The organism is Pseudoalteromonas sp. FUC4 (assembly GCF_008370255.1).
GTDB lineage: Bacteria > Pseudomonadota > Gammaproteobacteria > Enterobacterales > Alteromonadaceae > Pseudoalteromonas.
Genome location: NZ_SEUI01000001.1, coordinates 707,802 through 734,245, shown reverse-complemented (window position 1 = coordinate 734,245; position 26,444 = coordinate 707,802). Strand labels below are relative to the sequence as shown.

The window sequence follows — 26,444 nt, the reverse complement described above, 5'->3', positions numbered from 1 at the left end:
TTAATAATGCTGCGATTATTTTTTTGCTGTTTTACGAAGACCAAACAAAAACAGCCCTGCAGCGAATGCTGACATTACACTATTGATCAAAAATATCTCGCCAGTTGTGGCACTTAATAAGTAACTAAATATCGCTCCGCCTAGTAATCCAAGAGTTAATACCCCTGAATAATTAACTTTAGAATACTTAAACATGAGTAAATACCCTGGCACAACAAAAGCAGCCATTGTTAAGCCTACTATGTGTGCATTTGATATAGCGGTCATTAATAAGGTAAGAAATATTGATACAAACTCGCCTTCAAGCGTAAGAGAGTAATAAACACCAAGTAAACTGCCTACAATAACAGGCGATAATAACGAAAGCCCTACGCTTTTTGCTAGCTGATGTTTCATTTAAAATCCTTAATACACAAATCTAAATTCTGTGTATAAAGCATGCACCAAGATCTAAAGGTTAGAAACAGAGACTATGGTCGTAATTTATGATGACAAAACGCACAATTTCTATTTGCACTTATTTATTTTACAGGCACAAAAAAGCCCGCTAAATTAGCGGGCTATTTTGTTATATGGTGGAGAGATAGGGATTTGAACCCTAGATGGGCTATAAACCCATGCCGGTTTTCAAGACCGGTGCATTCGACCACTCTGCCATCTCTCCGATACTGCTAAGTTAAAAGTAAGAGTGTACTAATAACTTTTAAATGAATGATAAATAAATTACCACACACTCATAAATAAGTGGTGGAGAGATAGGGATTTGAACCCTAGATGGGCTATAAACCCATGCCGGTTTTCAAGACCGGTGCATTCGACCACTCTGCCATCTCTCCGCACGGCCTGCATAATAGGGAAACCCATCCCTTTTGTGAAGCTTTTTTTTAAATTAATTGTTTAAGTGCTTAAAAAACAATTAATTTGTTTAAAGATAAAACAAAGTGTTTTTAATTTAGCCGTCAATATACTTTTATTTAAATATTTAACTCTATTGATCTACAAAGGTTTGCCCAAACATATAAGAGTTGGTAATCTAATTTTAGTTAAATTATCGAAACACACACGTTTCACTTAAAGGAGCTCTACAATGGCGTTTAATCAATCGTACAATACCGCGAAACCGGTAATGTCTACCATTGAAACAAACAAGGTACTTAAAAACACCTACTTTTTACTAGCTATGACACTTGCATTTAGTGCAGTTACAGCTGGTATTTCAATGGCACTGCAATTACCTTACTTTATGGGAATTGTGTTTACACTCGTTTCGTTCGGTTTATTATTTGTTGTAAATAAAAAAGCAGATACAGCATCTGGTGTATTTTGGGTGTTTGCTTTCACAGGTTTAATGGGGGCTGGCTTAGGTCCATTGCTTAACCATTATGCTGCATTACCAAATGGCCCAATGCTTATTATGCAAGCCTTAGGTTCTACAGCGCTTATCTTTTTTGGTTTATCTGCTTATGCACTAAACACTAAAAAAGACTTCTCATTCATGGGTGGCTTTTTAACTGTTGGCTTAATCGTTGTGATTGTAGCAAGCATCGTTAATATTTTTATTGGCAGTTCATTGATGTTTATGGTGCTTAATGCAGCAGTTGTACTGATTATGTCTGGTTTGATTTTATTTGATACAAGCCGAATCATAAACGGTGGTGAAACTAACTACATTCGTGCAACAGTGTCTTTATACCTAAGCGTATATAACTTATTTACTTCTTTGCTTGCTCTACTTGGCGCAAGTGATGACTAATTAAATAGTTCTGTTAAAATAGCCCCTTTATTGGGGCTTTTTTATTGGAATTGTTTTGGCACGCTTTGTTCTTTCATTACATACACCACCATCCGATCACGATACCACGCAACGCATAGTTAAATTTGCGAATGCATGTTTAGCCCAAGGGCACACCATTGATGCTATTTTTTTATACCAGCAAGGTATTTATCATGCATCTACCCACTTTGATTTATCCTCAGACGAACTTCAAATTTCAGCACTTTGGCAGCAACTCGCTGATCAAGAACTAAATTTAATGCTGTGTGTTACTGCCGCTGAAAAACGCGGGTTAGATATTAAAAACACAGGTGTATTTAAAGTCGCAGGGTTAGCTGAATTTGCAATGCTTGCAAGCGATGCAGATAAATGGGTGCAATTTAAATGATAAACGTATTAGTAATGAGTCAGTGCAGTCCATTTGACGATTTAAATATTCGTGATGCACTAGATATGACATTGATATTTGCTGCTGTTGACCAAAATGTAAGTTGGTTGTTTAGCGGCCCCGCCGTTTTGACTTTAAAAAAGCATCAGCAACCAAACAAAATTGGCTTAAAAGACTTTTTTAAAAATATTAAAACGCTCGAAATTTATGATGTTGAAAATATTTTTGTGTGTGAAAAATCATTGCTTGATTATGGTTTAAATAAACATGATTTACTCATAGAGGCAAAAGTCCTTAACTTTAGCCAACAACAAACACTAATTAAAGCGCAGCAACATGTGGTGAACCTATGAGTACGTTACATATTTTTTCAAAGCCGCTTAACTATTACTGCGCAAATCAGCTTGAGAATTTAATTTTATCAGGCGATAAGGTACTACTTGTTGGTGATGCCTGCTTTGCAAAAAAACAATTTAGGCAATTTGCAGATACACTGTTAATACTTGAACAAGACGCGCAAATACGTGCAATAAAATTAGCCGATAACGATAAAGCAATTAGCTATGAAGACTTTGTGGCACTCACTTTATCAACTAATCAATCCATTACGTGGTAACCCATGCTTGAATTTAACAACCAACAGATTGAAACTGACAAACAAGGCTACTTGCTCGACCATACTTTATGGTCAAAGGAGCTGGCGCCTGTAATTGCTACTCAAGAAAACATCACACTGAGTGAGCAACACTGGGAAGTCATTAATTTTGTTCGTGATTTTTACATTGAATATAACACCAGCCCAGCAATTAGAATGCTTGTAAAAGCAATGGCTAAAGCACTCGGTGAAGACAAAGGAAATAGCCTTTATTTATATAAATTATTTCCTAAAGGCCCAGCTAAACAAGCAACAAAAATTGCTGGATTACCAAAACCAGCTAGGTGCATATAATGAGATCTAAATCAGGCAATAATCAAGTAACTGAATCCAAGCCAAAAAGAAGTACAGGCCGAACTTATTCACGCAGTGCACTTAACAAAACGCCTTCAGGTAAAAGAGGAATAAAGCCGCAAATAGCATCTAAAGACAGAAAGATAGTGCTATTCAACAAACCATTTGATGTGCTATGCCAATTTACAGATGACGCCGACAGACAAACGCTTGCTGAGTTCATCCCTATTAAAGAAGTTTACGCAGCGGGCAGATTAGACAGAGACAGTGAAGGTTTATTACTTTTAACAAACTGTGGAAAATTGCAAAACACCCTAACAGCACCTGATAAAAAAACCAATAAAACCTACTGGGCACAAGTTGAAGGTGAACCAACAAGTGAATCAATTAACGATTTATGCAATGGCGTAAAACTTAAAGACGGGCTAACACTCCCTGCTAACGTTAAAATAATAGATGAGCCTACAATTTGGGCGCGTAATCCCCCTGTACGCGAGCGAAAAGCAATCCCTACCACTTGGCTAAGTATTACCATTAATGAAGGTAAAAATAGACAAGTTCGTCGAATGACCGCGCATATTGGCCACCCTACACTTCGCCTCATCCGCTATAGCATTGGCAACTATACGTTGGATGATATTAATTGTGGTGAATACAAAGTAATTAAGGGCGTAGTTGATGCATAAACCGCATGTTACGGTTGCAGCAATAGTAAAAAAGCAAAATGAGTTTTTACTTGTAAAAGAGCGCGATAAATTTACAAAGCAAATTTGTTACAATCAACCTGCGGGTCATTTAGAGAAAAATGAGACGCTTGCACAAGCTGCAAGCAGAGAGCTACTTGAAGAAACAGGCTTAGCGCTTGAGCCTATTGGCTTTTTAGGTGTGTATAATTTGCATGCCGATAACGCAGTGCACTATTTACGGTTCTGTTTTTTATTTGAAGCGCCTAATAATATAAAAGCACCAACACCAATGGATTCCGACATCATCAGCGCTAACTGGCATACATTAGAGCAAATAAAATCATTACCGCTTAGAAGCCCTTTAGTGCTCAAGTGTGTTGAAGATAGCTTAAGCAAAAAGGCTTTGAGATTAGATACAATTTACGACGACTAAATTATAGTTTCCTCAACTAACCTCTAGTTTATGTATTTTGAGGAATTTGAAAGTATTGTTTTTCATCAAAAAATCGATAAATAAATTTATACAATACTTCGTAAGGTTACTTTGCTATTTGTTATACAAATAAAATAGTGACAAATTATGTCCTTTGCCGCCCTACGCTCTTTAAGCTCAAACAAAATACATGCTATAATCGCGGCCTTTCCAAGTTAACAGCAATCTGTATAAGCGAAATTATTCATGAGCGAAAATAGTCACATTAAAGTCATTGTTGGCATGTCCGGCGGTGTTGATTCTTCTGTATCTGCATATTTGTTACAACAACAGGGCTACCAAGTAGAAGGCCTGTTTATGAAGAACTGGGAAGAAGACGACAATGATGAATACTGTGCTGCCGCTGATGACTTAAAAGATGCACAAGCCGTATGCGACAAATTAGGCATTGAGCTTCACACAGTAAACTTTGCTGCTGAATACTGGGATAATGTATTTGAATACTTTTTAGCAGAGTACAAAGCCGGCCGTACACCAAACCCAGATATAATGTGTAATAAAGAAATTAAATTTAAAGCCTTTTTAGAATTTGCGGCTCAAGCACTCGGTGCTGACTTTATTGCAACCGGACACTACGTTCGCCGTGAACTTCGCGATGACAAATACGTAATGTGTCGCGGACTTGATAACAATAAAGATCAAAGCTACTTTTTATATACCCTAAGCCATGAACATATTGGCCAAACGTTATTCCCTGTAGGCGATATCGAAAAACCAGAAGTACGCCGCATAGCAGAAGAACAAGACCTAATCACTCACGATAAAAAAGACAGCACCGGAATTTGCTTTATCGGTGAACGTAAATTTAAAGACTTTTTACAAAAGTTCTTACCAGCGCAACCTGGCGTTATCGAAGACACTGACGGTAACAACGTAGGCGAGCACGAAGGCTTAATGTACCATACACTTGGACAACGCAAAGGCTTGTTAATTGGTGGTATGAAGGAAGGTTCTGGCGAACCATGGTACGTAGTTGATAAAGACTTAGAACGTAACGTACTTGTTGTTGGTCAAGGTAAAGATCACCCTCGCCTATACAGTAATGGTCTTAATGCAAACCAATTACATTGGGTAGACCGCGTTGGCCCTAAAGGCACCACTCGCTGCACAGTTAAAACACGTTACCGTCAAGAAGACTTAAGCTGTACCCTACTTGTAGGTGAAGACGGCATGGCTCGTGTATTATTCGACGAACCACAAAAAGCAGTTACGCCAGGTCAATCTGCCGTATTTTATGCAGAAGATGTGTGTTTAGGTGGTGGTATTATTGACTCGGTGATTAAGTAATGAATGAATACCAAGTCATGGCGCTTGCCGCCATGTGCCAGGTTGCTAAACAAGTTCAAAAAATTGCCCAATACGGCAGCAACAACGAACACGATTTAGAAATCTTACTTTCAAGTATTATTCAAACATCTCCTGAATCTCCAGAGGACGTTTATCAAGGTACAGATAACCTACGTGATGGCTATAAAACATTAATGGCGCAGCTTACTGCAGGCGCTCAAAAAGATGTTGAAATAGTAAAGTACGTAGGTGGTTTAATGCAGCTTGAGCGTGCACTAAATGCAAACGACAAGAGCTTAAACGAATTAGGCAAACGAATTGATGATATTCATCGTCGTTTAGACCATTTTGCTATTACCGACGAGAGCGTTGTTGCCGGTTTAGCAGATATATACTCGTCGGTGCTGAGCCCCCTTGGGCACCGAATACAGGTTTATGGTAAACCCGAGTTATTAAAACAGCAGCTCACTCAAAATAAAATCCGTGCCCTATTACTAGCCGGTGTTAGAAGTGCAGTATTATGGCGACAAATGGGCGGTAAACGCCGTCACTTTTTCTTTTCAAAAAGAAAAATACTCGCCATTGCTAAAACAAAAATTTAACTATCGTTCAAACTAAAATTTAGGAGTTATTATGGAGCTTTCAGCGTTAACGGCTATCTCTCCAGTGGATGGTCGCTACGGCAGCAAAACCACTGAACTACGCAGTATTTTCAGCGAATTTGGCTTAATTAAATACCGCGTAATTGTTGAAGTGCGTTGGTTGCAAGCGTTAGCTGCAGCAAGCGATATAAAAGAAGTACCTGCATTTAGTGAGCAAGCAAATGCACTACTTAACGCTATTGTAGATAACTTCAGCGAAGCTGATGCACAGCGCGTTAAAGATATTGAACGCACTACAAACCACGATGTTAAAGCGGTTGAATATTTATTAAAAGAAAAAGTAGCCGATAACAGTGAGCTTCATGCAATCAATGAATTTATTCACTTCGCTTGTACTTCAGAAGATATTAACAATCTATCTCATGGTTTAATGCTTAGCGAAGCACGTAACAAGGTTTTACTCCCTTATTGCGATGAACTTTTAAGCGCAATTAAAGAAAAAGCGATTGAGTACAAAGCAATCCCAATGATGACTCGTACGCACGGGCAACCAGCTACACCATCAACGATGGGTAAAGAGTTTGCTAACGTATACATGCGTTTAAAGCGTCAACGCGACCAAATTGCACAAGTAGAAATGCTTGGTAAAGTTAACGGTGCTGTTGGTAACTACAACGCTCACCTTAGCGCATACCCAGATTACGACTGGCATACTCACGCAGATAAATTTGTATCAAGCTTAGGTTTAACACTTAACCCATTTACTACACAAATTGAACCGCATGACTATATTGCAGAGTTGTTTGACGCAATTGCACGCTTTAACACTATTTTGCTCGATTTTGACCGTGACATGTGGGGTTACATCGCACTTAATCACTTTAAGCAAAAAACAATTGCGGGCGAAATTGGCTCATCTACAATGCCGCATAAAGTTAACCCAATTGATTTTGAAAACTCAGAAGGTAACTTAGGTTTAGCAAACGCTATTTTTGCTCACCTTGCACAAAAATTACCAGTTTCTCGCTGGCAGCGTGACCTTACCGATTCAACGGTATTACGTAACTTAGGTGTAGGTATGGGCTATGCTATTATTGCATACCAATCAACACTTAAAGGTGTGAGCAAGCTTGAAGTAAACGAGCAACGTTTAGCAGACGAGCTTGATCAAAACTGGGAATTGCTAGCCGAGCCGATTCAAACCGTTATGCGTAAATATGGTATTGAAAAGCCATACGAAAAACTTAAAGATTTAACACGCGGTAAACGTGTAAATCAAGAAATAATGGCTGACTTTATCGATGGTCTTGACCTTCCAGAGCACGCTAAAGTAGAAATGAAAAAACTAACACCTGCTAATTATATTGGTCGTGCTGTTGAGTTTATTGATGACTTAGTTTAAAAACTAAATTACTCTTTTAAAAAGCGAAAGGATTATCCTTTCGCTTTTTTTGTTTTAACCCCATTGCACTAACTAGTAGGCATAATGTATGTATCAACTAAAAATAAATAATTTGTCTGAGCAAGAGTTTTTAAGCCATTTTTGGCAAAAAAAGCCGCTTTTAATCAAACAAGGTTTTGCAGATTTTCAAGACCCACTTGATGCTAATGAACTTGCCGGCCTCGCAATGGAAGAAAGCATAGAGTCACGTATTATTACCAATCATAAAAATGATTGGCAAACCTACCAAGGTCCATTTGAAGACTTTGAGCAGTTAACAGACGATCATTCTACATTACTCGTGCAAGCAGTTGATCACTGGCATAGCGAAGCTGCACAACTACTAGAGCCATTTAGATTTATTCCAAACTGGCGCATAGATGATTTAATGATCAGCTATTCAACGCCAAATGGTGGTGTCGGCCCACACTTAGACCAATATGACGTATTTATTATTCAAGGCGAAGGTAAACGTCATTGGCGCGTAGGCCTGCCCGATCCAACACTTAAGCAGTTTGCTCAAAACAAAAAATTACTGCAAGTAGAAGCATTTGAAGCCGTAATCGATTGCATATTAGAGCCTGGCGATATTTTATATATTCCACCAGGGTGCCCTCACGAAGGTTACGCCGTAGAAAACGCGCTCAATTATTCAGTTGGTTTTAGAGCGCCAAATCAACAAGATTTATTATCGAGCTTTGCCGATCATATTATTGATACCGAAAGCGGTCAAAAACGTTATACCGATCACAACATCACACTAAGAAAATCTAAAGGTGAACTTACAAGCCTTGAAGTTGATAAAGTTAAAACACTGATGGCAGCACTTTTAGAAAATGACGATTTATTTAAACAATGGTTAGGCTCAACACTTAGTCAGCCCAAACATGAAATGGATTTAGCGCCAGTAGAGCCTCCATTTACGTCAGAGCAAATAAGCGATGATTTAAGTGATGAAGAAACAGTATTTGAACGCTTAGGTGGCACACGCGCTATTTATCAGCAACTCGATACAGAAGTTTTACTAAGTGTAAATGGCGAAAATTACGCTATGCCGCTAACCGACTTAGCTGCGGTAAAACTACTTACCGATCATACTGAGTTTGAAAGTTCAGCATTAAATTTAACAAATCCAAGTTTAGTTTTTACTCAAACTTTTACTACACTTGTTAATGAGGGGATCTGGTTTAATATAGATCACGAGTAATAATGCCAATTATATTAATAATGATGAGCATTTTTCAGCGTAAAATATGATTTATACAGGTCAGTTAAAATTTTTAATTTTCATCTGATATTGGCTTGAATAACTTTGCTGTGATTGCTTACTCATTTTAATTTGGTATCAATAGGAGTTTGCAATGGGCTATCTGGTTGATAAGGTTGAATGGGATATAAAAAAAGATTTGCTACAAAAAATTCGAGAGCGAGTTTTTGTTTACGAGTTACATATCCCCAAGCATATCGAATTTGATAGCCTAGATAAAATTGCATTACATGTACTTGTTACAGACGATGCAAACTGCCCAATAGCAACAGGTAGATTATGTAAAGATGGCTTAATCGGCAGAATAGCTGTATTACCTGAGCACCGTAATCGCAAAGTATATACATCGCTTCTCAACTTTATTGTTGAATTAGCGTCAAACCAAGGTATTGAAGAAGTAAGCATTAATTGTATCTTAAATGAAGTAGAGCGTTTTAAGCTCAATGGCTTTATTCAGCAAGGGAATGTATTTATGGAGGCAGGAATTCCTAGGCAACGTATGCAATGCCCTGTTTCAGCGTTTAATACAACCCCCTTCACACTTGTCCATTAGATAAAGCAAAGGGCAATAAATAAGCTATCACCCTCTACATAGTTACTTAACCCAAACTGCAGCTACTTTGGTTCATTTGCCCAAAGCGGTTCATTATCATACATTTCGTACAAGCCATGTGCTCTATTTATAAGTAAGTTAGCAAAATCTACCTGCGTTTTATCACGCGCGCCTGTACTCATAATTTGATCCGCTTTTAATTGCCACTGCAAAGAAAAATAACGCATTGCATCGCGTGCATCTGTTGCTGCACTTACTTCAGCGTGATCAGTAGGTAACCGCCCTGTTACTACCCAATATGTTTTACCGTTCTGTGCTTTAAATTTCCACATTGCACAAAGTGGTGCTAAAAATCGACTGTCTTTATCAACTACTGCTTTTGGCATAATGCCCTTTTCGGCTAAATGCTTTTGCGCTGTTTGGAAACATTCGCGTTGCCACTGCATTCTTTGCTCATCAGTTATAACTTGTTCTTTTGCTGCTAACGGCTTTTTTTCTTGTTGTTCCATTTTAATAACCTTTTTACTTCTTTTTTTACACTCTAAGGGCTTAGTAAATAAGGTGCAAGTATAAAACAGTCGTTTGCACCTTAAAGCATTCTGTTTGCCGTGTTTTTAGACAAATTGCTATTTTATATTGTGATCAAACGAACCCACATCACCCGGAAAAACTACTGGCGACTCAATACCGTCTTTACTAACAGAGGCAACACCAAAGTAATAATTATCAATCACAACATTTTCAAGCGTATACTTTGAAACCCTACCAACGTATTTGCTGAACTGCCATTGCGGCTCGCTCGTGTAACGCCAATAAATTTTATAGCCAGCAACGTTTTCGTCACTGCTTTCTTGCCATGAAAACGACGTATCAGCTGTAACTGCTCCCTTTATTTTAACTTCTTTTGGCGGTGCAGGCGCCCACGCCATAGATGCCATCGTTACCGCATTAAGTGAAGTTAACTTAGCCGTATAATCAAAATCAACACCTTCAATAGTATCGCCATACTCAACGCCATTTTCAGTGCGTAGATCTTGATGCTGACGATCATAGTGCTCATTAGTTTCCATAATACGCACTGCTGCAAAACCTGCATCATTAAATGGACGATGATGCCCACCACGGCCAAATCTATCTAATCGATATACAAGCATTGTATCTAAGTTAGGAATGTATCTGTCAGCAATGGTATCTATGTAGCGAGCTAAATTTCGACTCGCCGAATCAACTTCACCACCCGTAAAGCGCCGAGTATTAGCTTGCTCTTTTGTTTCGACAACACGAGTACCTTCTGAAAATATACGCGCAGTTGTATTATCAGTTACCCCATTAATACCGGTAATATTACCAATCATATCGTTGTTTAAAACGCCATGAACTTGCCAGTCATGCTTTTGTGCATAAGCCGTTAATATTTTTCCGCCAAACAAACCCTGCTCTTCGCCCGAAAGCGCCGCGTAAACTACTGAGCCATTAAATTTGTATTTACTTAAAACACGAGCTGCTTCAATTACTCCTGCTACACCTGATGCGTTATCATTTGCCCCAGGTGAATCACTCGTAAAATCCATAACATCACTTACACGAGAGTCTATGTCCCCTGACATCATAACCATTCGATTAGGCTCGCTTGACCCTCGTTGAATAGCCACAATGTTAACCACTTCAACAGGATTAGGAATGCGTTTTTCGCCCGATATAGTGTCCTTTACTTCAATAATTTCTAGACAACCGCCACACTGCGCGGATATTTTTTCAAATTCTTTTTTTATCCAGCGCCTAGCCGCACCAATACCTCGAGTATCCGATTTAGTTTCTGAAAGCGTATGGCGAGTACCGAAATCCACCAGCGTTTGAATGTCACTACCAATACGTGCGGCTGATACTTGAGCTGCTATATCATGTAATTTTTGCTGTTCTGTGTATTGTAGTTGCGTTTCACTATGTGCTGATAATGCAAGTGTGCAGGCGCCTGCAATTGCAGTAAATTTAAGTAACGTTGTTGTGGTTTTCAAAGGTGTTTTAAGCATCTATTAGCTCCTAATTATTATAGTGTAACCATTACTTAACTAAGATTTTATGGCAATACATTTGAGGTAGATACAGAAAAGAGCACGCTAAAGCGCAGTTATAACAATAGTTAGAGAATTAATTGAGTCGCACAATTAACATAATGCCGGTCATAGGGATTAAACCAAACATCCAAAGTTTTATCCCTAAAATATATTTTTTAAAGCTCCCTTTATTTATACGAGCCCTAACTCTACTTCTATAACCGTTAAATTCACCCAAAATTAAAAACACGATTCCAAGTACTACTGCGTAAAATAAAGCACCGATAAGTAAAGGATTTTGCTTAAAAATACTGATTATTTTATCTAAGTGGCGAACATTGAAGGTCATCGCTAAAAGAAAAATATATAACGTTGATATCATCGCTAACAATGTTGCCGCATTAATGGCTGTATTTTTATTTCTTGAATCTAACTTTTTTATCCACTGAGCGCATACAAAATGTACTGCACAAATAAATGTTCTCATTTCCAATCCTTGAATAACGTCTAAGTAACTAATTGCTAATACAATATTATGTTTAGAGGTTAAATTACAAACCTTGTTACACAATAATCTATAAAAAAATGTGATTTTCGTGGCACACTGTAATTGTGTATACATTAATAGTTTAAGTTATGCGTCAGCTAAAAAAAGATACAATTAAAAGTAACCTTATTGAGTCGCAGCAAAGTGCATACGGCCCCGTATGCGTATATCAAAATAAAGAATATCGTTGGTTAACGCTTGCACAAAAAACCAATGAAGACATAACAATTCAAGGCGTTATGAACCTTATACACCCAGAACAAGTAATAGTACCTGTAAACCAGTGTATGATGTTATTTTTACTTAAACCGGTAGATACACTAAATATATTAAATTTAGGTTTAGGCACTGCAGGGTTTGAGCGAATTATGTATCACTTGCAAAGTAGTACGCCTTACATTAACACCATTAATACATTTAGTACGGTAGAAATAAACCCAAGCATTGCCTTAATTGCTGCCCAGCACTTTAAATTACCAATTAAGCACAGCAACTATTTACAGTGCGCCGAGCAATATATTACCCAATGCTCTGATCACTTTAACGTAATCACTATCGATATTTTTAGTGGTGAATATCATCAGCCTTTTTTAACCAGCGATAGCTTTTGGCAAAATATAAATCGCTGCAGTGAGAAAAATACGCAAGTAATCATTAATTTAAACCCACAAACTGGCCAAGAGCTGCAAATGCTTTTAGTGCTTTTAAGGCGACATTTTAAGTGCTTAGCGATAATAGAGTTTAACGAATACAAAAATATAGTGATCATACTAAGCCAACAAACATTAATGCATATAAACATTGATGAAATACAAAACTCACCTGTGTTTATAAACTTTGCGCCAACCCTTTATAAAAGTATTAACAGCATTTACCACATTGAATAAAACGCGTTACCGACCAGGTTCATGTTTTTCATAGCACGGTAAGCTTGTTTCGAGCAGCTCCCAGTTAGCTTTAGACGTAACAAAATTATGCGATAATACCTGCTCAGTAATATCGCTATCGAGTATTCCTAAACGAATTCGTATTCTGCTTTTGTCATCATTTTTGCTACTGTAAACAGGCGAGCCACAACATCTACAAAAATAACGTGTGTGTCCTGCTTTAAAACTATATTCGCTAAGTAGTGCTTGCCCTTTTGTTATTGTAAAGTCACCTGTATTTACAAAGCCATTGGTTGCAAATGCAGTCCCACTGTTTTTTCTACACAGTGAACAATGACAATGAATAATGCTGTACTGCCCGACACTTCAACGCTTATCTCACCGCACAAACACGAACCCGTATACATAAAACGTCCTATTAATTTATGCTCAGCGACAGTTTGCCGAGTTGTTTGAATGCAAAAGCTATATTACATTTTCAAGCTTTATCAAACCACACCTATTACTTTAATGATTGACATAAAAACATTAAATTGGTTACATATCTTTTACTTTAAAGTGATAGCCAAAAAAATAATTGGTTAACCAAAAAAAACTAAACTTACTGAGAGCCAATTATGCATTTTAAACACACGTTACTTTTATGTTTGTTAAGCACGTTAGCGTCGTGTTCAACCATTTCTAAAAACACGTCAAACAAATGGCTGCTTATTGATAATTTTGAAAACTCACTTAGCAATTGGCAAAGTGTTGATACACAAAATGAAACTAAGCCACAGGTTAAAAATCCACAAATAACAGTTATACAATCAGAGCAAGTAACGGCATCCACAAATCATTATTTACTAAAAAAGCCCGCACGCGATAGTATTGTTGGCAATCGTAAAGCGCTTTCTTATACAAAGCTTCCACAAGCGGTTGAAATTGGTGAAATCTACACTTTTTATATACGTATAAACGTAGCAGCTTTTCCTAATAACCATGCTTTTGGGTTGAGTAATCTTACTCCAGATCTCATTAATAAACATGCTTACGATGCGTTTGAACCCACACTTCGCGTAACCGATAAAACAGAATCAAACGGTCTTGTAAACGATGGCGCATTAATGGTTAAAACCGACAGCGGATATAGCAATATTCAAAACTACACTACAAAACAGTCAGCTAAACCTCTGCAAACAAATACCTGGTACGACGTATGGTACGTTGTTAATAACGCAGCAGCTTCAGAGCAAGGTCAGCAATATGATGTTTACGTAAGAGGTGGTGAATTTAAAAAGCAAACATTGGTATATAAAAATGCACAATTTAGAATGAAGCGCGAACAACCTCTTATATACTTTTTAGCAAACTGTAATACAGGCCCAATAAAAAAGCCTTACGGAAATGGTGGTCTCAGATATGACGATTTATACATGAGCGAAGGAATAAATCTAAGTAGCCCAACGCAATAAATAACAATAATACTCATAATTAATGCCCTACAAAACTGCATTTAAAAATACTTAAATGGTATGATACTCGTCATTATTTGCCATTTAAGTTTTTAAAATGTATCGATTATTTGAAAAAATGACAAAAGCATTTCCTGAGGACCAACCCACTCAGCCGCCTTCTACTTTGTTTGCTTTTTGTCGTCACTACACCAAAGGAATGGAACTGTCGTTGGTGCTAATGTCAATCAGCGCCGCCATGCTCGCTATTTTAGAGGTTTCTTTATTTAGCTATATGGGGCAGCTTGTTGATTGGTTAACGGCCTACACACCCGAAACCTTGTTTGTAGAGCAAAAATCAGAACTTATCAAAATGGCTGTCATGCTCTTACTGGTATTGCCCGTAGTCGTATTTTTTCATTCTGCTATTTTGCACCAAGCATTGCTGGGCAATTACCCTATGTCGATTCGCTGGTTAGCGCATCGTTATTTACTGCGCCAAAGTGTTAGCTTTTATCAAAATGAATTTGCAGGAAGAATAGCCACTAAAGTACTGCAAACTTCTTTAGCCGTTCGCGAAACAGTGACCAAGCTACTCGACGTATTAATGTATATCGTGGTTTACTTTGGCTCTATGGTATTTTTAGTTGCCGAAGCCGATTGGCGCTTAATGATCCCTTTATTAGTTTGGTTGGTTTTATACATTTGCGTACAGCTTTATTTTGTACCGCGCCTTAAAAAGATTGCCAGCTCACAAGCCGATGCGCGCTCAGAAATGACCGGTCGAATTGTTGATAGCTACACAAATATTTCTACTATTAAATTGTTTTCGTATACCCAGCGAGAAGAGCAATACGCAAAACAAAGCATGGATGTATTTTTACAGCCTGTGTACAAGCAAATGCGCTTAGTAACCAGCTTAAACTTTGTTATTCAAAGCTTAAATTACCTATTAGTATTTTCGGTTGCCGCTATATCACTTTATTTATGGTCACTTAGTGCAATTAGCGCCGGCGCCATTGCAGTTGCTGTTAGCTTAGCGCTCAGATTAAACGGTATGGCGCAGTGGATCATGTGGGAAATAAGCAGCTTGTTCGAAAACATTGGCACCGTAGCCGATGGCATGAAAACACTGTCAAACCCTATCGAAGTTGCCGATAAACCAAACGCTAATACGCTTAACGTAAGCCAAGGTGCCATTGAGTTTAACAACGTACACTTTAATTACGGTAAAGCTGCAAACGAGACTAATCGCAGCCCTGTAATGAACGGTTTAAACTTAAATATTAAACCTGGCGAGAAAATTGGTTTAGTTGGTCGCTCTGGCGCGGGTAAATCAACACTTGTTAACTTATTACTGCGCTTTTACGATACCGACTCTGGCAGCATAAAAATTGATGGGCAAAACATCACAGACGTCAGCCAAGAAAGCCTACGCAGATATATAGCCATGGTAACGCAAGATACCTCCTTGCTTCATCGCTCAGTAAAAGACAATATTTTGTACGGTCGTCCTGATGCAACCTACGATGAAATGATCAACGCGACCAAACAAGCTAAGGCGCTTGAGTTTATAAACGACTTGGTAGATAGCAAAGGCAATAAAGGCTTTGATGCACAAGTGGGCGAACGCGGTGTTACGCTTTCGGGCGGTCAGCGCCAACGTATTGCTATTGCACGTGTGCTACTTAAAAATGCACCCATACTTATACTCGACGAAGCCACCAGCGCACTCGACTCTGAAGTAGAAGCAGCAATTCAGGCAAGCCTTGATGATTTAATGACAGGTAAAACAGTTATTGCCATAGCGCACAGGCTATCAACCATTGCACAAATGGATAGATTAATTGTACTTGATGACGGCGGCGTAGTTGAGCAAGGCACTCATGAAGAACTAATAGCTAAGGGTGGAATATACGCAGCTCTATGGACACACCAAACAGGCGGGTTTATAGGCATCGATTAACCATTAATATTGCCCTACTGTAGACGTGGTTTATATTCCGCTGCTACTTAAACAAAAAAGCGAAGATGCCTTAGAGGCTCTTCGCTTTTTTGTTTATCGTTATAAATAAATTTTATAACTTTTTTATAAATTAAGAGATTAGCCTTAACCCTATCATTATCAGCATAACCACATTAGCAAGCACACCAATTAAAAAGAAGTAACTACGTGGGCTTGGGTTTTTCTCCGTTGCAATAGCGTAGTACAGCGCCATATGAATTAAACGCGCAATTAAGTACACCCAAATACACATTGCAAAAATCGGGCTTTGATAATTAATTATAAACGCAAATAACACCGTACCTATAAATAATGCACTGTTTTCAAGCGTATTATGAAACGTACGGTGTGCTCTAAATATAAAGCTTTCGTGCGATAAATCCTCGTCAATTTTACCTGGTACAGCATTTGGCTCTTTAGCTTTGCTAAACGTCGCCACAGCCCACTGTACAAGCAACATAATTAAATAGAGGTAAAATGCCAAATAGGCCGAAAGTGCAACTTCAGTCATTATTAAATCCCTTCTTTTGTTTTTAATTGGTACTATATAGCAAGTTTTAGGCCGCACTTAATTAATTGAAAAATATAAACTTAATTTAGTAAAGTTATTTATAAATGTAAGTAATTCCATCTATTTATAAAGATTACCTAGTACATAATCCCTATCAACCCAACGCGACTGATTTACGAAACCGCGATAACGCAAATATAAAAAATACACTTCCGATAGCAAATAAAGCCAAAAAATAAGGCCAAACTACATCCCAACCTGCCCCTCTGTACAAAATAGCTTGAGCAAATTTCACAAAATGAGTAGTAGGTGCAAATAGCATAATATTTTGTACTATATCAGGCATACTTTCACGCGGTGTGACTCCGCCCGACAACATTTGTAATGGCAATAATATAAGAATCATCAATAAGCCTAATTGCGGCATAGTCCGTGCTTGAGTGCCTAATAATATACCCAATGATGTTGTAGCAAATAAATGAATTGCCGCGCCCAGCAAAAATAGTGCTGCTGATCCATGAATCGGTACTTGTAAAATACCTTCAATCACAATAAAAAGTGAAAACGTGGTCAGTAATAAAATAACTAAACCATTAGCCCAAATTTTAGACATTACTATTTCAAATGGCGTTATGGGCATAACAAGTAAATGCTCCAGCGTGCCGTGCTCTCGCTCTCGTATAACCGCAGCTCCTGTTAAAATAATTGATATCATAGTAATTACGTTCATTAATTCCATAACACTTCCAAACCACACACTCGTTTTGTTTGGATTAAATAAGATGTGTGATGATTGCTCTATCGGCAGTGTATAGGTAGTTCGATAACCTTTTACAAACTCATTAATTTCAGCACTTATAATTGTTTGAATATAGTTATCACCAATAAATGCTTGAGACATGCGGGTTGCATCGATATTTACTTGTAACGTAGGTTGTTTACTAGCGAGTACATCACGTTCAAAATCTGGCGGAATATTTAGTACAAAAGTATAACTACCATTATCAAGTGTTGGGTCAACGTCTGTTAACAAAATTACATCTGGTGTTTTAAAATAAGGACCATAAAAGGCATTTATTATGCGCTTAGATAACTGTGATTGGTCACCATCTACAACAGCTACTGGTGCATTATTTAATTCTATAGATGTTGCTGAAGAGACAACATAAATTAACCCGGTAAAAGCAAAAAACACAAAAAGTAGTAGCGCTTTATCACGCCATAAACTGCGTAGTTCTTTAACACCTAAATTAAAAATATTTCCTCGACGCTGCATAATTATTTATCCTGCTTGGGAAGTAAAAATACACTGGCTAACGTCAATACCGGTATAAAAGCAAGTAAAGGTAGAAGCTGTGCTGATAATTCGTAGAAATTCAGCGCTTTATTAAATACACCACGGCAAGCTTCTAAAAAATAAGTTGTCGGGAATAGCTTTCCAATAATGGCACTGATGCCATCAAGTGATGAAACTGGATCAATAAGACCACAAAAATTTACGGCTATCATAAGTACAACTATTGTCGATGCAGCTAAAGCTGATATTTGTGTTTTTGTAAAAGCTGAAATTAGTAACCCAACACCTGTGGTTGCTGTAACGTATAGCAATGCCGCAACACTTAATGCCCAAAAACTTCCCTTTAGTGGCACACCAAATACCGTTATAGCAAGTGCAACTAAACCAAAAAAACTCACCATACTGACCAAAATATAAGGCAATTGTTTACCTATAATAAATTCAAGCCGAGTAACTGGCGTAACATATAAATTAGTTATTGAACCTAATTCTTTTTCACGCACTACACCAAGGGCCATTAGAATTGCAGGTATAAAAACCAATAAAAGTGGAATAACAGCAGGTACCATAGCTTCAATACTTTTGAAATCTTGATTATACCGATAGCGCGATTCTATATTCGCAGGTACTAAATTAGGCACAACACCATAAGTGCGCAATGATAGATCTGTTAAATAACTATAATACGAGCTGGTCATATAACCATTTATAGTTTCCGCCCTAAACGGCATTGACCCATCAATCCATACTACAATTTCGGGCTGGCGTCCGCGTTTTATTTTCCGTCCAAAGTTAGGTGGAATTTCAACTGCAACACTTAATTCACCACTTTGCATGCGTTTATCGAGTTCTGTAGGGCTTGTTATATCTGCTTTTTGAACAAAGTAGCGTGAACCAGCTATATTTTGAATATAATCACGACTTTCAGGCGTTTGATCTTGATCCATTACCGCAAAACTCAAATCTTCCACATCAAAGGTAATGCCAAAACCCAAAATAAACATTAGAATTATAGAGCCAAGCAATGCAAAAGTTAATCGAATAGGATCGCGCCATAATTCGATGCTTTCACGATGTGCATAGCCAAATAATCGTAATAAGCTAAAAGCTGGATTCGTTTTTTTCTTACCAATTAAAGGCGCTTTAATTACCGTATCAGTATTATTCCCCATTGATACGACTTCAGGTTTCTCTAATACAGGTTCAATTGCCGCTTCTTCTAGGTAAGTAATAAATGCATCTTCAAGTGTATCTACACCTCGTTTTTCACAAAGTGAAATGGGAGTGTCACTTGCGAGAACTTTACCTGCATGCATTAATGAAATTCTATCGCAACGTGCCGCTTCATCCATAAAGTGAGTAGAAATAAAAATAGTAACGCTTTGTTCACGTGAAAGTTCAATAAGTAACTTCCAAAAATCATCGCGAGCAACAGGGTCTACCCCTGATGTAGGTTCATCAAGTATTAGCATTTCAGGGTTATGCACAACAGCTACAGCAAGTGATAAGCGCTGTCTAATCCCCAAAGGTAAATCAGCAGGAAAGTCCTCACTGTATTTTTTTAGGTTAAAGCGCATAATTAGCTCTTTTACTCGCGACTTAATTTGATCAGCAGGTAAATGAAACAGTCGCGCATGTAACTCCATATTTTGCCTAACACTGAGTTCACTATAAAGTGAAAACGCTTGCGACATAAAACCAACGCGTTTACGGGTTTCTATATTGTTAGCATCAACAACTTGACCAAATAATTTTGCTTCCCCACTCGTTGCAGGCTGCAATCCAGTAAGCATTTTCATAGTTGTGGTTTTACCACATCCATTTGAACCTAAAAATCCAAAAATTTCACCTCGTTCAATACTTAAGCTAACATCACTTACTGCAGTAAAATCACCATATGTTTTAGTAAGCGCTGTTGCCATTATGGCAATGTCTGCTTTATTCGTATTTTGTTTTCGAGGGGGGACTACTAATGTATGGTGATCATGTCGCTTAGTATCGGGGAGTAATGATATAAACGCTTCATCAAGTGATTTTCGTCCTGTTTGGGTTTTGATGTTTTGTGGGCTGCCCGTGCCAATTACTTTGCCATCATCCATAGCAATTAGCCAATCAAAGTCATCAGCTTCTTCCATATACGCGGTAGCAACCAGTATGCTCATACACTTATTTTGAAGACGAATACGCTCAATCAATTGCCAAAACTGGCGACGAGAAAGAGGATCCACACCAGTTGTTGGCTCATCTAAAATCAGTAATTCGGGATCGTGAATTAAAGCACAACATAAGCCAAGTTTCTGTTTCATCCCACCTGACAGTTTTTCTGCAGGTCGGTCAGCAAACTCGGTTAGCCCTGTACTTTTTAATAAATTTTTGATTCGCTGTTTGCGCTCTTTTTTTTCTTGTCCAAAAAGGCGACCAAAAAAATCTATATTTTCAAAAACCGAAAGGCTTGGGTATAGGTTTTTACCCAAGCCTTGTGGCATATACGCAATACGTGGAGAAACCGAAGTCCTAAAATTGCTATTGCGCATACTGTCTTCTAAAACTTCAACCTCCCCATCTTGCACAGCACGTGCCCCCGCAATTAAAGCCAATAAGCTAGATTTCCCAACCCCATCAGGCCCTATAAATCCAACTATACTTCCTTTAGGTAATTCAAGATTAATACTATCAAGCGCCAAGTTATCACCATACCGGTGCACAACATTTGTAAGCTTTACAGCACAAGTAACATTGTGAGCTTTTTCATTATTATTTACATCAGCCATTATTCAGGCACTCTTACCTGTAATTGCGTAGGCCAATTAGTCTCAGGCGCAAGTAGAACATAAGCAAGTCCTGGTACACCTGTTTTTACTTGCTCAATATGATCTTTTAATAATTGTGCATCCAACTTAACTTTTACCCTAAACATCAGCTTGTCTCGCTCGTTTCGAGTCTCAACTGATTTAGGTGTAAATTGCGCCTGCGCAGACACAAATGTTACTTTCGCTGGTAATGTATATTGCGCAACCGCATCTATAATAATACGCGCCTCAGAGCCTATTGTTACTTTACCGGCTTGCGCTGTTGGCAAATAAATACTCATGTACACATCGGTTAAATCAAGCAAAGAAAAAACCTTCCCACCACTGCCAAGCACTTCACTTGGCTCTGCTAATCTATATAATATTCGGCCACTAATAGGCGCTTTAAGGGTGCTATCGGCAATATTACTTTGTAATCGCTCAATACGCGCTTGTGCTGCGTCTATTTCTGCATCCGACTGCACCACTTTCACATTTGCCGCTTTTAAAGCCGCTTGCGCTGTTGCAGCGCTTGTTCGTTGCTGATCAACTACTTCTTTTGAAATATGCCCTTGTTTGAGCAGTGCTACAGAGCGACGTAACTCGGTTTCTGCAAAAGTAAGTTCACTTTTATGTTGTTCTACAATTGCCAAAGCATATTTACGTGACTCTTTTGCAACACGTAACCCTGCATTAGCTTCACGCAGCTGCGCATTTAAATCATCGGTATCAATAATTGCTAAAGTTTGACCTGCCTCAACCATATCGCCTTCTTGGGCCAATACTTCAACTAAACGACCAGGCAGCTTTGTTGCAATATCGTATTCAGTGGCTTCTATACGACCATTTCCATAAGCTACGCTCTCTGGCAATTGTTCAGATAGCAGTGCTGGTTGCTGAGTTTGCCAAACATACCAACCACCCCCACCCAATATGATCACAGCAGCAATTGTACTGAGAGATTTGAGTGTCGATTTAATCGTCATGCGGTAAAACTCCATGTATATAAAAGTAGGTAAATGTAGCCAGTCTTGGCCTATTTATAAGATTAGGCTAATACTGCACTATTTTTGGTATTAACTATCACTGTATGAGTTAATTGTAATATAGGTGTGACTCTACTTTGTTACTTCACGATAGTAGATGATTTTAATGAATTTTAAATGTCAGTATCCCTATTAATAATCTATCATTACCGCCGCTTATAAGCTTGATTCAGATCAAAAAACATTCAACTCAATAATAAAGATTTCAAATAAGCTAACAACCAATCAAAATTGTTAATATTTTTAAACGAAAAAAATATAATTAAACAGCCCGATTATTTACGTATATTTTTTACCAATGCCCTTATCGAACTTATAATTTCTTCTATAAGTCTCAATATTTTTTAGCTTTTTTATAATTGAAATTAATCGTAACCATCTTTAATGCCAAGCCAATGGAAACACAGTAATCATGTATCATGAGTTTACAGCTAGTTCGATTATGAATACCCCGTGTTTACAAGAGACTCTGTAACTTGAGAAACTGAAGCTATGAAAAAATAAAACCGCTGTACATCAAAATTTCGTGAACGTGTAATTAAGCTAGTTACTACAACATGAGTATCCCTTCTCTTTGGGATGCGCTAGTAGGATCTGATTTGGTTACATAGCCTTTGTGAAAGACCGATTCTCACGGAACATCGTAGATTGGTGTGTATCAACGACGATGCACACAGTCCTTATTTTTGATGCAATTGAATATGCAAACTGAGAATGGGTAAGTCGGTTTAACAATCAACGGTTATATTGTTCAATAAAGTACGTTTTAACAACTCAATATGAGGAGAACTACTATGGCAATTTAAACCAGTCAGTTAAAGTGACCCGACTTAAATAAACTGGTCTGCGATGAACTTGGGGCTATTCACCATTTTATTAATTGATTTTTGACATCCCATAGCGTTAATCATGACTAATCAGCACTATATCTCAAGGAATGCTGCTAACGGCTAAGAATATTCTCCTTAAACAAAGGCATAAGATCATACCTTTAAGTCAAAGTATAGTTCGTAATCTTGCCTAATAGTACAGTTGCCATCCACATAGTTAATTGACCGTTTAAATAATATTAAATATACACGTTATTTATTTCGTTAAAGTAATTTACAGATTTCAAAACTCAGAATAACAAGGAAAAATAATGAATAAATTATCTGTACTACCACTTATCGCGGTTTCGCTATTATTTAATTCGCATATTACAAAGGCTAGTAATACCCAGTCACTTCAAGGCAGCTGGGCAGGCGAGCTAAAAATATCTGAAGATAAGAAAATGGAAGTTGTTTTTAACTTTAATAATGTAAAAACGGATATAGAAGCCACTATAGACATTCCTCAGCAACAACAATTTGGTTTAACGTTTAATAAAGTAGAATTTAAAAATAATAAAATTACTTTGGCAATGGATATGGCAAATATGAAGTACTCTGGACAGTTAAGTAATAAGAAAATTACAGGACTATATTCACAAGGTGGGTTTTCGGCTCCTTTAGATTTATTTCCTGTAACAAAAATCTTTAAGCGTGAGAAAAAACCACAAGATGTATCAAAAAATGTTCCATACACAATAGAGCACGTTAACTTTAAAAACCCTGATGGCTTACATTACCTAGATGGAACACTAACTTACCCAAAGACTGGCAATATAAACACTGTAGTCATTTTACTTTCTGGCTCAGGACCAACAACTCGAGATGCTGACGTATTCGGTCATAAGGTTTTTGCAGTACTTGCGGATCAGCTAACTAGAAAAAATATTGCCGTATTAAGATACGACGATCGAGGTGTAGGAAAATCCACTGGCAATTTTACTACTGCAACAAGTGAAGACTTTGCAAGTGATGCTAATGCCGCCTATGACTTTTTATCAAAGCATCATAATTTTGAAAATAGTAAAGTTGGTTTTATTGGGCATAGCGAAGGTGGTCTAATAGGTGCAATTGCAGCAGCTAAAAACCCTCTAATTGATTTTTTTGTAAGCTTAGCTGGACCAGGAGTTGACGGTGGGCAAATAATAATTGATCAGTCATATTACATACAAAAATCTAGAGGGCTTGAAATAAATAAACTTAACGAGGACAACACACAACAAAAACATATATTAAGTGAAGTTAGGGCTGGCATTTCTGAGCAAGATCTAACTGAATTACTGATTAAATATAATATTCCTAGTGAACATGCTAAAGCACAAGCTATTCAAATGACCTCACCATGGTTTAAGTATTTTGTTAAAACGGATCCAAAAGATTTTCTAGCAAAATTAAACATACCCATGCTGGCATTAAATGGTAGTTTAGATGCTCAAGTACTTGCAGAACAAAACATAGCTGGAATTAAACAGTCAGTTAAACCAAATAAACTTACAACAAAAATATATAACGGGTTGAACCATTTATTTCAACCGGCAAAAACTGGTTTACCTGAAGAGTACAGTAAAATTGATATAACCTTTTCTGAAACTGTAAGTGACGATATAAGCCGATGGATAAAAGAGCTAAACTAATTGCTTAGTACAACCTAAAAGGCTTTAACATTATTTAAAGCCTTTTTTACTTATAGCTCTTATTTATTTTATTAAAAAGAAAATAGAGATGAATATATTAAAAAAACACCACACACAAAACACGCAAGCAAACACATTATTTTGGATGATTCAAATTACTGGGTGGGGGTTATTCACTTTATTAAATTTAGCTACTCGGCAATATTTTGTATATTTTCATTTCTCAGAGCTAATTAATTCTGTAGTACTTGGATTATGTTTGTTAATTACAACCAGTGCACTAAGAAAATATTACCAATATAACTTGGTCAATAAAAGCGGTTTTTCTGGGCTTGTGCATATATTATTGGGCTCTGTCGTTGCTGGATTTTCAGCTATATTTTTGTATGCCCTAATTATAGTCCCTAATCAAGCTTATATATTTCAAACTGTTACGCCTGACTTATGGCAACAAATTTTATATAGCTCACCTGTAATTATGCTGCTATTACTTTTTTGGTCTGTGATTTATGCAATAGTAAAAAAACAACAACTTTTAAAGCAAACACACAACGATAAAGTTACACTTGAACAGTCATTAAAAACGGCCAAGCTTGATATTTTGTTAAGCCAAATTAATCCACATTTCATATTTAACGCAATAAACAATATACGCGCACTTATATTAGAAGACTCTGACAGAGCACGAGATATGCTAGCCCACCTTAGTGAAGTAATGCGTTACACAATGCAAATAGATAAAGAAAAACTTATCCCCTTATCAAACGAACTCGAAGTGGTTAAACAATATATAGCGCTTAATAAATTACAATTCGAAGATAAATTAGAGGTTGAATACAAACTTAATCCTGAAACCTTAGAGTTAGCAGTTCCTCCTATGATTTTACAGCTATTGATTGAGAACGCAGTCAAGCACGGTATAGGTAAACTAAAAAACGGTGGCACTATAATTATTTCAAGCCAAATCGTAGATACCTATTGGTTACTAAGTGTAGAAAACAGTGGTGTGCTATCCCCTGTTAACACAAAAAATTCAACTTCTGTTGGGCTAAATAACATTAAACAGCGCCTTTTACTTGTGTTCGCAGAGAAAAGTAGCTTTACACTTAGCTCTTCTAAGTTGGGTGTATTAGCAAAAATAAAGCTACCTTTACAAAAATAAAACACACTACTTCATACTAAAAATAATGAATGAGATCACCATGATAAAAGCAATAATTATTGAAGACTCCAGACTGGCACGATTAGAGCTGAAATCACAACTAAAAAATATACCTTATATTGAATGTGTAGCTGAAGCAGAAAACATTGAACAAGCTCTAGAAGTTTATAAATTATACCAACCCGAGCTTATTTTTTTGGATATAGATTTACCAGATGGCAGCGGCATTGACTTTTTAACCAAACTTGAACAACCGCCAACTGTAATATTTACAACAGCATTTGAAGAATACGCGCTAAAAGCATTTGAACAAAATGCTATTGATTACTTACTCAAACCCTACACCAAAGAACGCTTAGAGCATGCGTGCAAAAAAATAGAGACATTAACACTACCTAAACCCATTGAAAAACAAACTATATCTGATGTAACTATGACCCTGAACAGCCAATTTTTTGTTAAAGACGGGCACAATTGCTGGTTAGTTAAGCTTGCCGATGTAGAGCGATTTGAAGCGATGGGAAATTACACCCGAGTTTATTTTGAAAACAAAAAACCAATGATTTACAGGACATTAGCACAAATTGAGCCCAGATTGCCCTGTGATTTATTTTTTAGAATCAGCCGTCAAAATATTGTACAGCTAAATAAAATCGAATCAATAAATCCATGTAGTTCAGGAGGTTTAGAACTAACACTGTCAAGCGGAGTGATTGTCGATGTATCTAGGCGTCAAACGAGTTTATTTAAATCAACTCTTACACTTTAGT

At 37.4% G+C, this 26,444-nt stretch carries 26 protein-coding genes, 2 tRNA genes and 1 pseudogene; 18 read left to right on the top strand and 11 right to left on the bottom strand.

Going from position 1 to position 26,444, the window contains the following annotated elements:
- Positions 1 to 15: 15 nt before the first annotated feature.
- The 3 genes from EU510_RS03320 to EU510_RS03310 all read right to left on the bottom strand — a co-directional run bounded on the left by EU510_RS03320 (position 16) and on the right by EU510_RS03310 (position 836).
- Entirely contained in the window at positions 16 to 396 is a 381-nt protein-coding gene (locus EU510_RS03320; protein ID WP_002961912.1) for a hypothetical protein, read from the bottom strand.
- 177 nt (positions 397 to 573) lie between these two features.
- Positions 574 to 664: transfer RNA gene (locus EU510_RS03315), tRNA-Ser, on the bottom strand.
- An 81-nt stretch (positions 665 to 745) separates the two neighbouring features.
- Positions 746 to 836: transfer RNA gene (locus tag EU510_RS03310), tRNA-Ser, on the bottom strand.
- 251 nt (positions 837 to 1,087) lie between these two features.
- Between EU510_RS03310 and EU510_RS03305 the strand changes: the two genes are divergently transcribed.
- From EU510_RS03305 to EU510_RS03250, 12 genes are all read left to right on the top strand, one after another.
- Positions 1,088 to 1,753, top strand: a complete 666-nt coding sequence (locus EU510_RS03305; protein ID WP_008133668.1) for a Bax inhibitor-1/YccA family protein — start codon at positions 1,088 to 1,090, stop codon at positions 1,751 to 1,753.
- Between the two features lie 55 nt (positions 1,754 to 1,808).
- Positions 1,809 to 2,162 carry a sulfurtransferase complex subunit TusD gene (tusD, locus tag EU510_RS03300; protein WP_149592243.1) on the top strand — a complete coding sequence of 118 codons (354 nt, stop codon included), beginning with the start codon at positions 1,809 to 1,811 and terminating at the stop codon, positions 2,160 to 2,162.
- Entirely contained in the window at positions 2,159 to 2,515 is a 357-nt protein-coding gene (gene tusC, locus EU510_RS03295) for a sulfurtransferase complex subunit TusC (protein WP_149592242.1), read from the top strand. The genes tusD and tusC overlap by 4 nt, the downstream gene beginning before the upstream one ends.
- Positions 2,512 to 2,778: a DsrH/TusB family sulfur metabolism protein gene (locus EU510_RS03290; RefSeq protein ID WP_149592241.1), complete on the top strand. Its 267-nt coding sequence runs from the start codon at positions 2,512 to 2,514 to the stop codon at positions 2,776 to 2,778. Before tusC ends, EU510_RS03290 begins: the two co-directional genes overlap by 4 nt.
- 3 nt (positions 2,779 to 2,781) lie before the next feature.
- Positions 2,782 to 3,111, top strand: a complete 330-nt coding sequence (locus EU510_RS03285) for a TusE/DsrC/DsvC family sulfur relay protein (RefSeq protein ID WP_007375712.1) — start codon at positions 2,782 to 2,784, stop codon at positions 3,109 to 3,111.
- Positions 3,111 to 3,797 (top strand): pseudouridine synthase, encoded by a 687-nt coding sequence (locus EU510_RS03280; protein ID WP_149592240.1) that lies wholly within the window; start codon positions 3,111 to 3,113, stop codon positions 3,795 to 3,797. The genes EU510_RS03285 and EU510_RS03280 overlap by 1 nt, the downstream gene beginning before the upstream one ends.
- Positions 3,790 to 4,230, top strand: a complete 441-nt coding sequence (locus tag EU510_RS03275) for an NUDIX hydrolase (protein ID WP_149592239.1) — start codon at positions 3,790 to 3,792, stop codon at positions 4,228 to 4,230. The genes EU510_RS03280 and EU510_RS03275 overlap by 8 nt, the downstream gene beginning before the upstream one ends.
- A 246-nt stretch (positions 4,231 to 4,476) precedes the next feature.
- Positions 4,477 to 5,577 carry a tRNA 2-thiouridine(34) synthase MnmA gene (mnmA, locus tag EU510_RS03270; RefSeq protein ID WP_002962705.1) on the top strand — a complete coding sequence of 367 codons (1,101 nt, stop codon included), beginning with the start codon at positions 4,477 to 4,479 and terminating at the stop codon, positions 5,575 to 5,577.
- Entirely contained in the window at positions 5,577 to 6,179 is a 603-nt protein-coding gene (gene hflD / locus EU510_RS03265; RefSeq protein ID WP_024594681.1) for a high frequency lysogenization protein HflD, read from the top strand. Before mnmA ends, hflD begins: the two co-directional genes overlap by 1 nt.
- A 31-nt stretch (positions 6,180 to 6,210) precedes the next feature.
- Positions 6,211 to 7,581: an adenylosuccinate lyase gene (gene purB / locus EU510_RS03260; protein ID WP_002962710.1), complete on the top strand. Its 1,371-nt coding sequence runs from the start codon at positions 6,211 to 6,213 to the stop codon at positions 7,579 to 7,581.
- A gap of 88 nt (positions 7,582 to 7,669) precedes the next feature.
- Positions 7,670 to 8,827, top strand: a complete 1,158-nt coding sequence (locus EU510_RS03255) for a cupin domain-containing protein (protein ID WP_149592238.1) — start codon at positions 7,670 to 7,672, stop codon at positions 8,825 to 8,827.
- Between the two features lie 154 nt (positions 8,828 to 8,981).
- Entirely contained in the window at positions 8,982 to 9,440 is a 459-nt protein-coding gene (locus tag EU510_RS03250; protein ID WP_149592237.1) for a GNAT family N-acetyltransferase, read from the top strand.
- Positions 9,441 to 9,502: 62 nt separating this feature from the next.
- Here the strand turns inward: EU510_RS03250 and EU510_RS03245 are convergent, their stop codons facing one another.
- The 3 genes from EU510_RS03245 to EU510_RS03235 all read right to left on the bottom strand — a co-directional run bounded on the left by EU510_RS03245 (position 9,503) and on the right by EU510_RS03235 (position 11,981).
- Positions 9,503 to 9,949 carry a DUF4826 family protein gene (locus EU510_RS03245; RefSeq protein WP_149592236.1) on the bottom strand — a complete coding sequence of 149 codons (447 nt, stop codon included), beginning with the start codon at positions 9,947 to 9,949 and terminating at the stop codon, positions 9,503 to 9,505.
- 117 nt (positions 9,950 to 10,066) lie between these two features.
- Positions 10,067 to 11,470, bottom strand: coding sequence for a M28 family peptidase (locus tag EU510_RS03240; RefSeq protein WP_149592235.1), 1,404 nt, complete (start codon positions 11,468 to 11,470; stop codon positions 10,067 to 10,069).
- A 118-nt stretch (positions 11,471 to 11,588) separates the two neighbouring features.
- Positions 11,589 to 11,981, bottom strand: coding sequence for a hypothetical protein (locus EU510_RS03235; RefSeq protein WP_149592234.1), 393 nt, complete (start codon positions 11,979 to 11,981; stop codon positions 11,589 to 11,591).
- Between the two features lie 149 nt (positions 11,982 to 12,130).
- On the opposite strand from EU510_RS03235, the gene EU510_RS03230 reads away from it, so the two are divergent.
- Entirely contained in the window at positions 12,131 to 12,928 is a 798-nt protein-coding gene (locus EU510_RS03230) for a hypothetical protein (protein WP_149592233.1), read from the top strand.
- Positions 12,929 to 12,934: 6 nt separating this feature from the next.
- Here the strand turns inward: EU510_RS03230 and EU510_RS03225 are convergent.
- A pseudogene (locus EU510_RS03225) lies at positions 12,935 to 13,335 on the bottom strand (GFA family protein).
- Between the two features lie 210 nt (positions 13,336 to 13,545).
- On the opposite strand from EU510_RS03225, the gene EU510_RS03220 reads away from it, so the two are divergent.
- Together EU510_RS03220 and EU510_RS03215 are read left to right on the top strand one after the other, a co-directional pair.
- A complete protein-coding gene (locus EU510_RS03220) occupies positions 13,546 to 14,382 on the top strand; it encodes a hypothetical protein (protein WP_149592232.1) in 837 nt (278 codons plus the stop codon).
- A gap of 97 nt (positions 14,383 to 14,479) precedes the next feature.
- On the top strand, positions 14,480 to 16,327 hold the full coding sequence (locus EU510_RS03215; protein WP_149592231.1) for an ABC transporter ATP-binding protein: 1,848 nt from the start codon (positions 14,480 to 14,482) through the stop codon (positions 16,325 to 16,327).
- Positions 16,328 to 16,457: 130 nt separating this feature from the next.
- On the opposite strand, the gene EU510_RS03210 is transcribed toward EU510_RS03215, so the two are convergent.
- The 4 genes from EU510_RS03210 to EU510_RS03195 all read right to left on the bottom strand — a co-directional run bounded on the left by EU510_RS03210 (position 16,458) and on the right by EU510_RS03195 (position 21,949).
- Positions 16,458 to 16,877: an MAPEG family protein gene (locus tag EU510_RS03210; protein WP_149592230.1), complete on the bottom strand. Its 420-nt coding sequence runs from the start codon at positions 16,875 to 16,877 to the stop codon at positions 16,458 to 16,460.
- 154 nt (positions 16,878 to 17,031) lie between these two features.
- Positions 17,032 to 18,153 carry an ABC transporter permease gene (locus EU510_RS03205; protein WP_188085394.1) on the bottom strand — a complete coding sequence of 374 codons (1,122 nt, stop codon included), beginning with the start codon at positions 18,151 to 18,153 and terminating at the stop codon, positions 17,032 to 17,034.
- A gap of 2 nt (positions 18,154 to 18,155) precedes the next feature.
- Positions 18,156 to 20,945: a ribosome-associated ATPase/putative transporter RbbA gene (gene rbbA, locus EU510_RS03200; protein WP_149592228.1), complete on the bottom strand. Its 2,790-nt coding sequence runs from the start codon at positions 20,943 to 20,945 to the stop codon at positions 18,156 to 18,158.
- Positions 20,945 to 21,949, bottom strand: coding sequence for an HlyD family secretion protein (locus EU510_RS03195; protein WP_149592227.1), 1,005 nt, complete (start codon positions 21,947 to 21,949; stop codon positions 20,945 to 20,947). The genes rbbA and EU510_RS03195 overlap by 1 nt, the downstream gene beginning before the upstream one ends.
- A 1,201-nt stretch (positions 21,950 to 23,150) precedes the next feature.
- Here EU510_RS03195 and EU510_RS03190 point away from each other — a divergent pair.
- From EU510_RS03190 to EU510_RS03180, 3 genes are all read left to right on the top strand, one after another.
- Complete coding sequence (locus EU510_RS03190; RefSeq protein ID WP_149592226.1) at positions 23,151 to 24,512, top strand: alpha/beta hydrolase family protein; 1,362 nt, start codon at positions 23,151 to 23,153, stop codon at positions 24,510 to 24,512.
- A gap of 88 nt (positions 24,513 to 24,600) precedes the next feature.
- A complete protein-coding gene (locus EU510_RS03185; RefSeq protein WP_149592225.1) occupies positions 24,601 to 25,674 on the top strand; it encodes a sensor histidine kinase in 1,074 nt (357 codons plus the stop codon).
- 40 nt (positions 25,675 to 25,714) lie between these two features.
- A complete protein-coding gene (locus EU510_RS03180) occupies positions 25,715 to 26,443 on the top strand; it encodes a LytR/AlgR family response regulator transcription factor (protein WP_262501186.1) in 729 nt (242 codons plus the stop codon).
- Position 26,444 lies beyond the last annotated feature (1 nt).

What these genes read in the sequence shown, in the direction of transcription:
- EU510_RS03320 (WP_002961912.1), bottom strand. Translation starts at nt 396, where the DNA reads ATGAAACATCAGCTAGCAAAAAGCGTAGGGCTTTCGTTATTATCGCCT.
- EU510_RS03305 (WP_008133668.1), top strand. Translation starts at nt 1,088, where the DNA reads ATGGCGTTTAATCAATCGTACAATACCGCGAAACCGGTAATGTCTACC.
- tusC (WP_149592242.1), top strand. Translation starts at nt 2,159, where the DNA reads ATGATAAACGTATTAGTAATGAGTCAGTGCAGTCCATTTGACGATTTA.
- EU510_RS03290 (WP_149592241.1), top strand. Translation starts at nt 2,512, where the DNA reads ATGAGTACGTTACATATTTTTTCAAAGCCGCTTAACTATTACTGCGCA.
- EU510_RS03285 (WP_007375712.1), top strand. Translation starts at nt 2,782, where the DNA reads ATGCTTGAATTTAACAACCAACAGATTGAAACTGACAAACAAGGCTAC.
- EU510_RS03280 (WP_149592240.1), top strand. Translation starts at nt 3,111, where the DNA reads ATGAGATCTAAATCAGGCAATAATCAAGTAACTGAATCCAAGCCAAAA.
- EU510_RS03275 (WP_149592239.1), top strand. Translation starts at nt 3,790, where the DNA reads ATGCATAAACCGCATGTTACGGTTGCAGCAATAGTAAAAAAGCAAAAT.
- mnmA (WP_002962705.1), top strand. Translation starts at nt 4,477, where the DNA reads ATGAGCGAAAATAGTCACATTAAAGTCATTGTTGGCATGTCCGGCGGT.
- hflD (WP_024594681.1), top strand. Translation starts at nt 5,577, where the DNA reads ATGAATGAATACCAAGTCATGGCGCTTGCCGCCATGTGCCAGGTTGCT.
- purB (WP_002962710.1), top strand. Translation starts at nt 6,211, where the DNA reads ATGGAGCTTTCAGCGTTAACGGCTATCTCTCCAGTGGATGGTCGCTAC.
- EU510_RS03255 (WP_149592238.1), top strand. Translation starts at nt 7,670, where the DNA reads ATGTATCAACTAAAAATAAATAATTTGTCTGAGCAAGAGTTTTTAAGC.
- EU510_RS03250 (WP_149592237.1), top strand. Translation starts at nt 8,982, where the DNA reads ATGGGCTATCTGGTTGATAAGGTTGAATGGGATATAAAAAAAGATTTG.
- EU510_RS03245 (WP_149592236.1), bottom strand. Translation starts at nt 9,949, where the DNA reads ATGGAACAACAAGAAAAAAAGCCGTTAGCAGCAAAAGAACAAGTTATA.
- EU510_RS03240 (WP_149592235.1), bottom strand. Translation starts at nt 11,470, where the DNA reads ATGCTTAAAACACCTTTGAAAACCACAACAACGTTACTTAAATTTACT.
- EU510_RS03235 (WP_149592234.1), bottom strand. Translation starts at nt 11,981, where the DNA reads ATGAGAACATTTATTTGTGCAGTACATTTTGTATGCGCTCAGTGGATA.
- EU510_RS03230 (WP_149592233.1), top strand. Translation starts at nt 12,131, where the DNA reads ATGCGTCAGCTAAAAAAAGATACAATTAAAAGTAACCTTATTGAGTCG.
- EU510_RS03220 (WP_149592232.1), top strand. Translation starts at nt 13,546, where the DNA reads ATGCATTTTAAACACACGTTACTTTTATGTTTGTTAAGCACGTTAGCG.
- EU510_RS03215 (WP_149592231.1), top strand. Translation starts at nt 14,480, where the DNA reads ATGTATCGATTATTTGAAAAAATGACAAAAGCATTTCCTGAGGACCAA.
- EU510_RS03210 (WP_149592230.1), bottom strand. Translation starts at nt 16,877, where the DNA reads ATGACTGAAGTTGCACTTTCGGCCTATTTGGCATTTTACCTCTATTTA.
- EU510_RS03205 (WP_188085394.1), bottom strand. Translation starts at nt 18,153, where the DNA reads ATGCAGCGTCGAGGAAATATTTTTAATTTAGGTGTTAAAGAACTACGC.
- rbbA (WP_149592228.1), bottom strand. Translation starts at nt 20,945, where the DNA reads ATGGCTGATGTAAATAATAATGAAAAAGCTCACAATGTTACTTGTGCT.
- EU510_RS03195 (WP_149592227.1), bottom strand. Translation starts at nt 21,949, where the DNA reads ATGACGATTAAATCGACACTCAAATCTCTCAGTACAATTGCTGCTGTG.
- EU510_RS03190 (WP_149592226.1), top strand. Translation starts at nt 23,151, where the DNA reads ATGAATAAATTATCTGTACTACCACTTATCGCGGTTTCGCTATTATTT.
- EU510_RS03185 (WP_149592225.1), top strand. Translation starts at nt 24,601, where the DNA reads ATGAATATATTAAAAAAACACCACACACAAAACACGCAAGCAAACACA.
- EU510_RS03180 (WP_262501186.1), top strand. Translation starts at nt 25,715, where the DNA reads ATGATAAAAGCAATAATTATTGAAGACTCCAGACTGGCACGATTAGAG.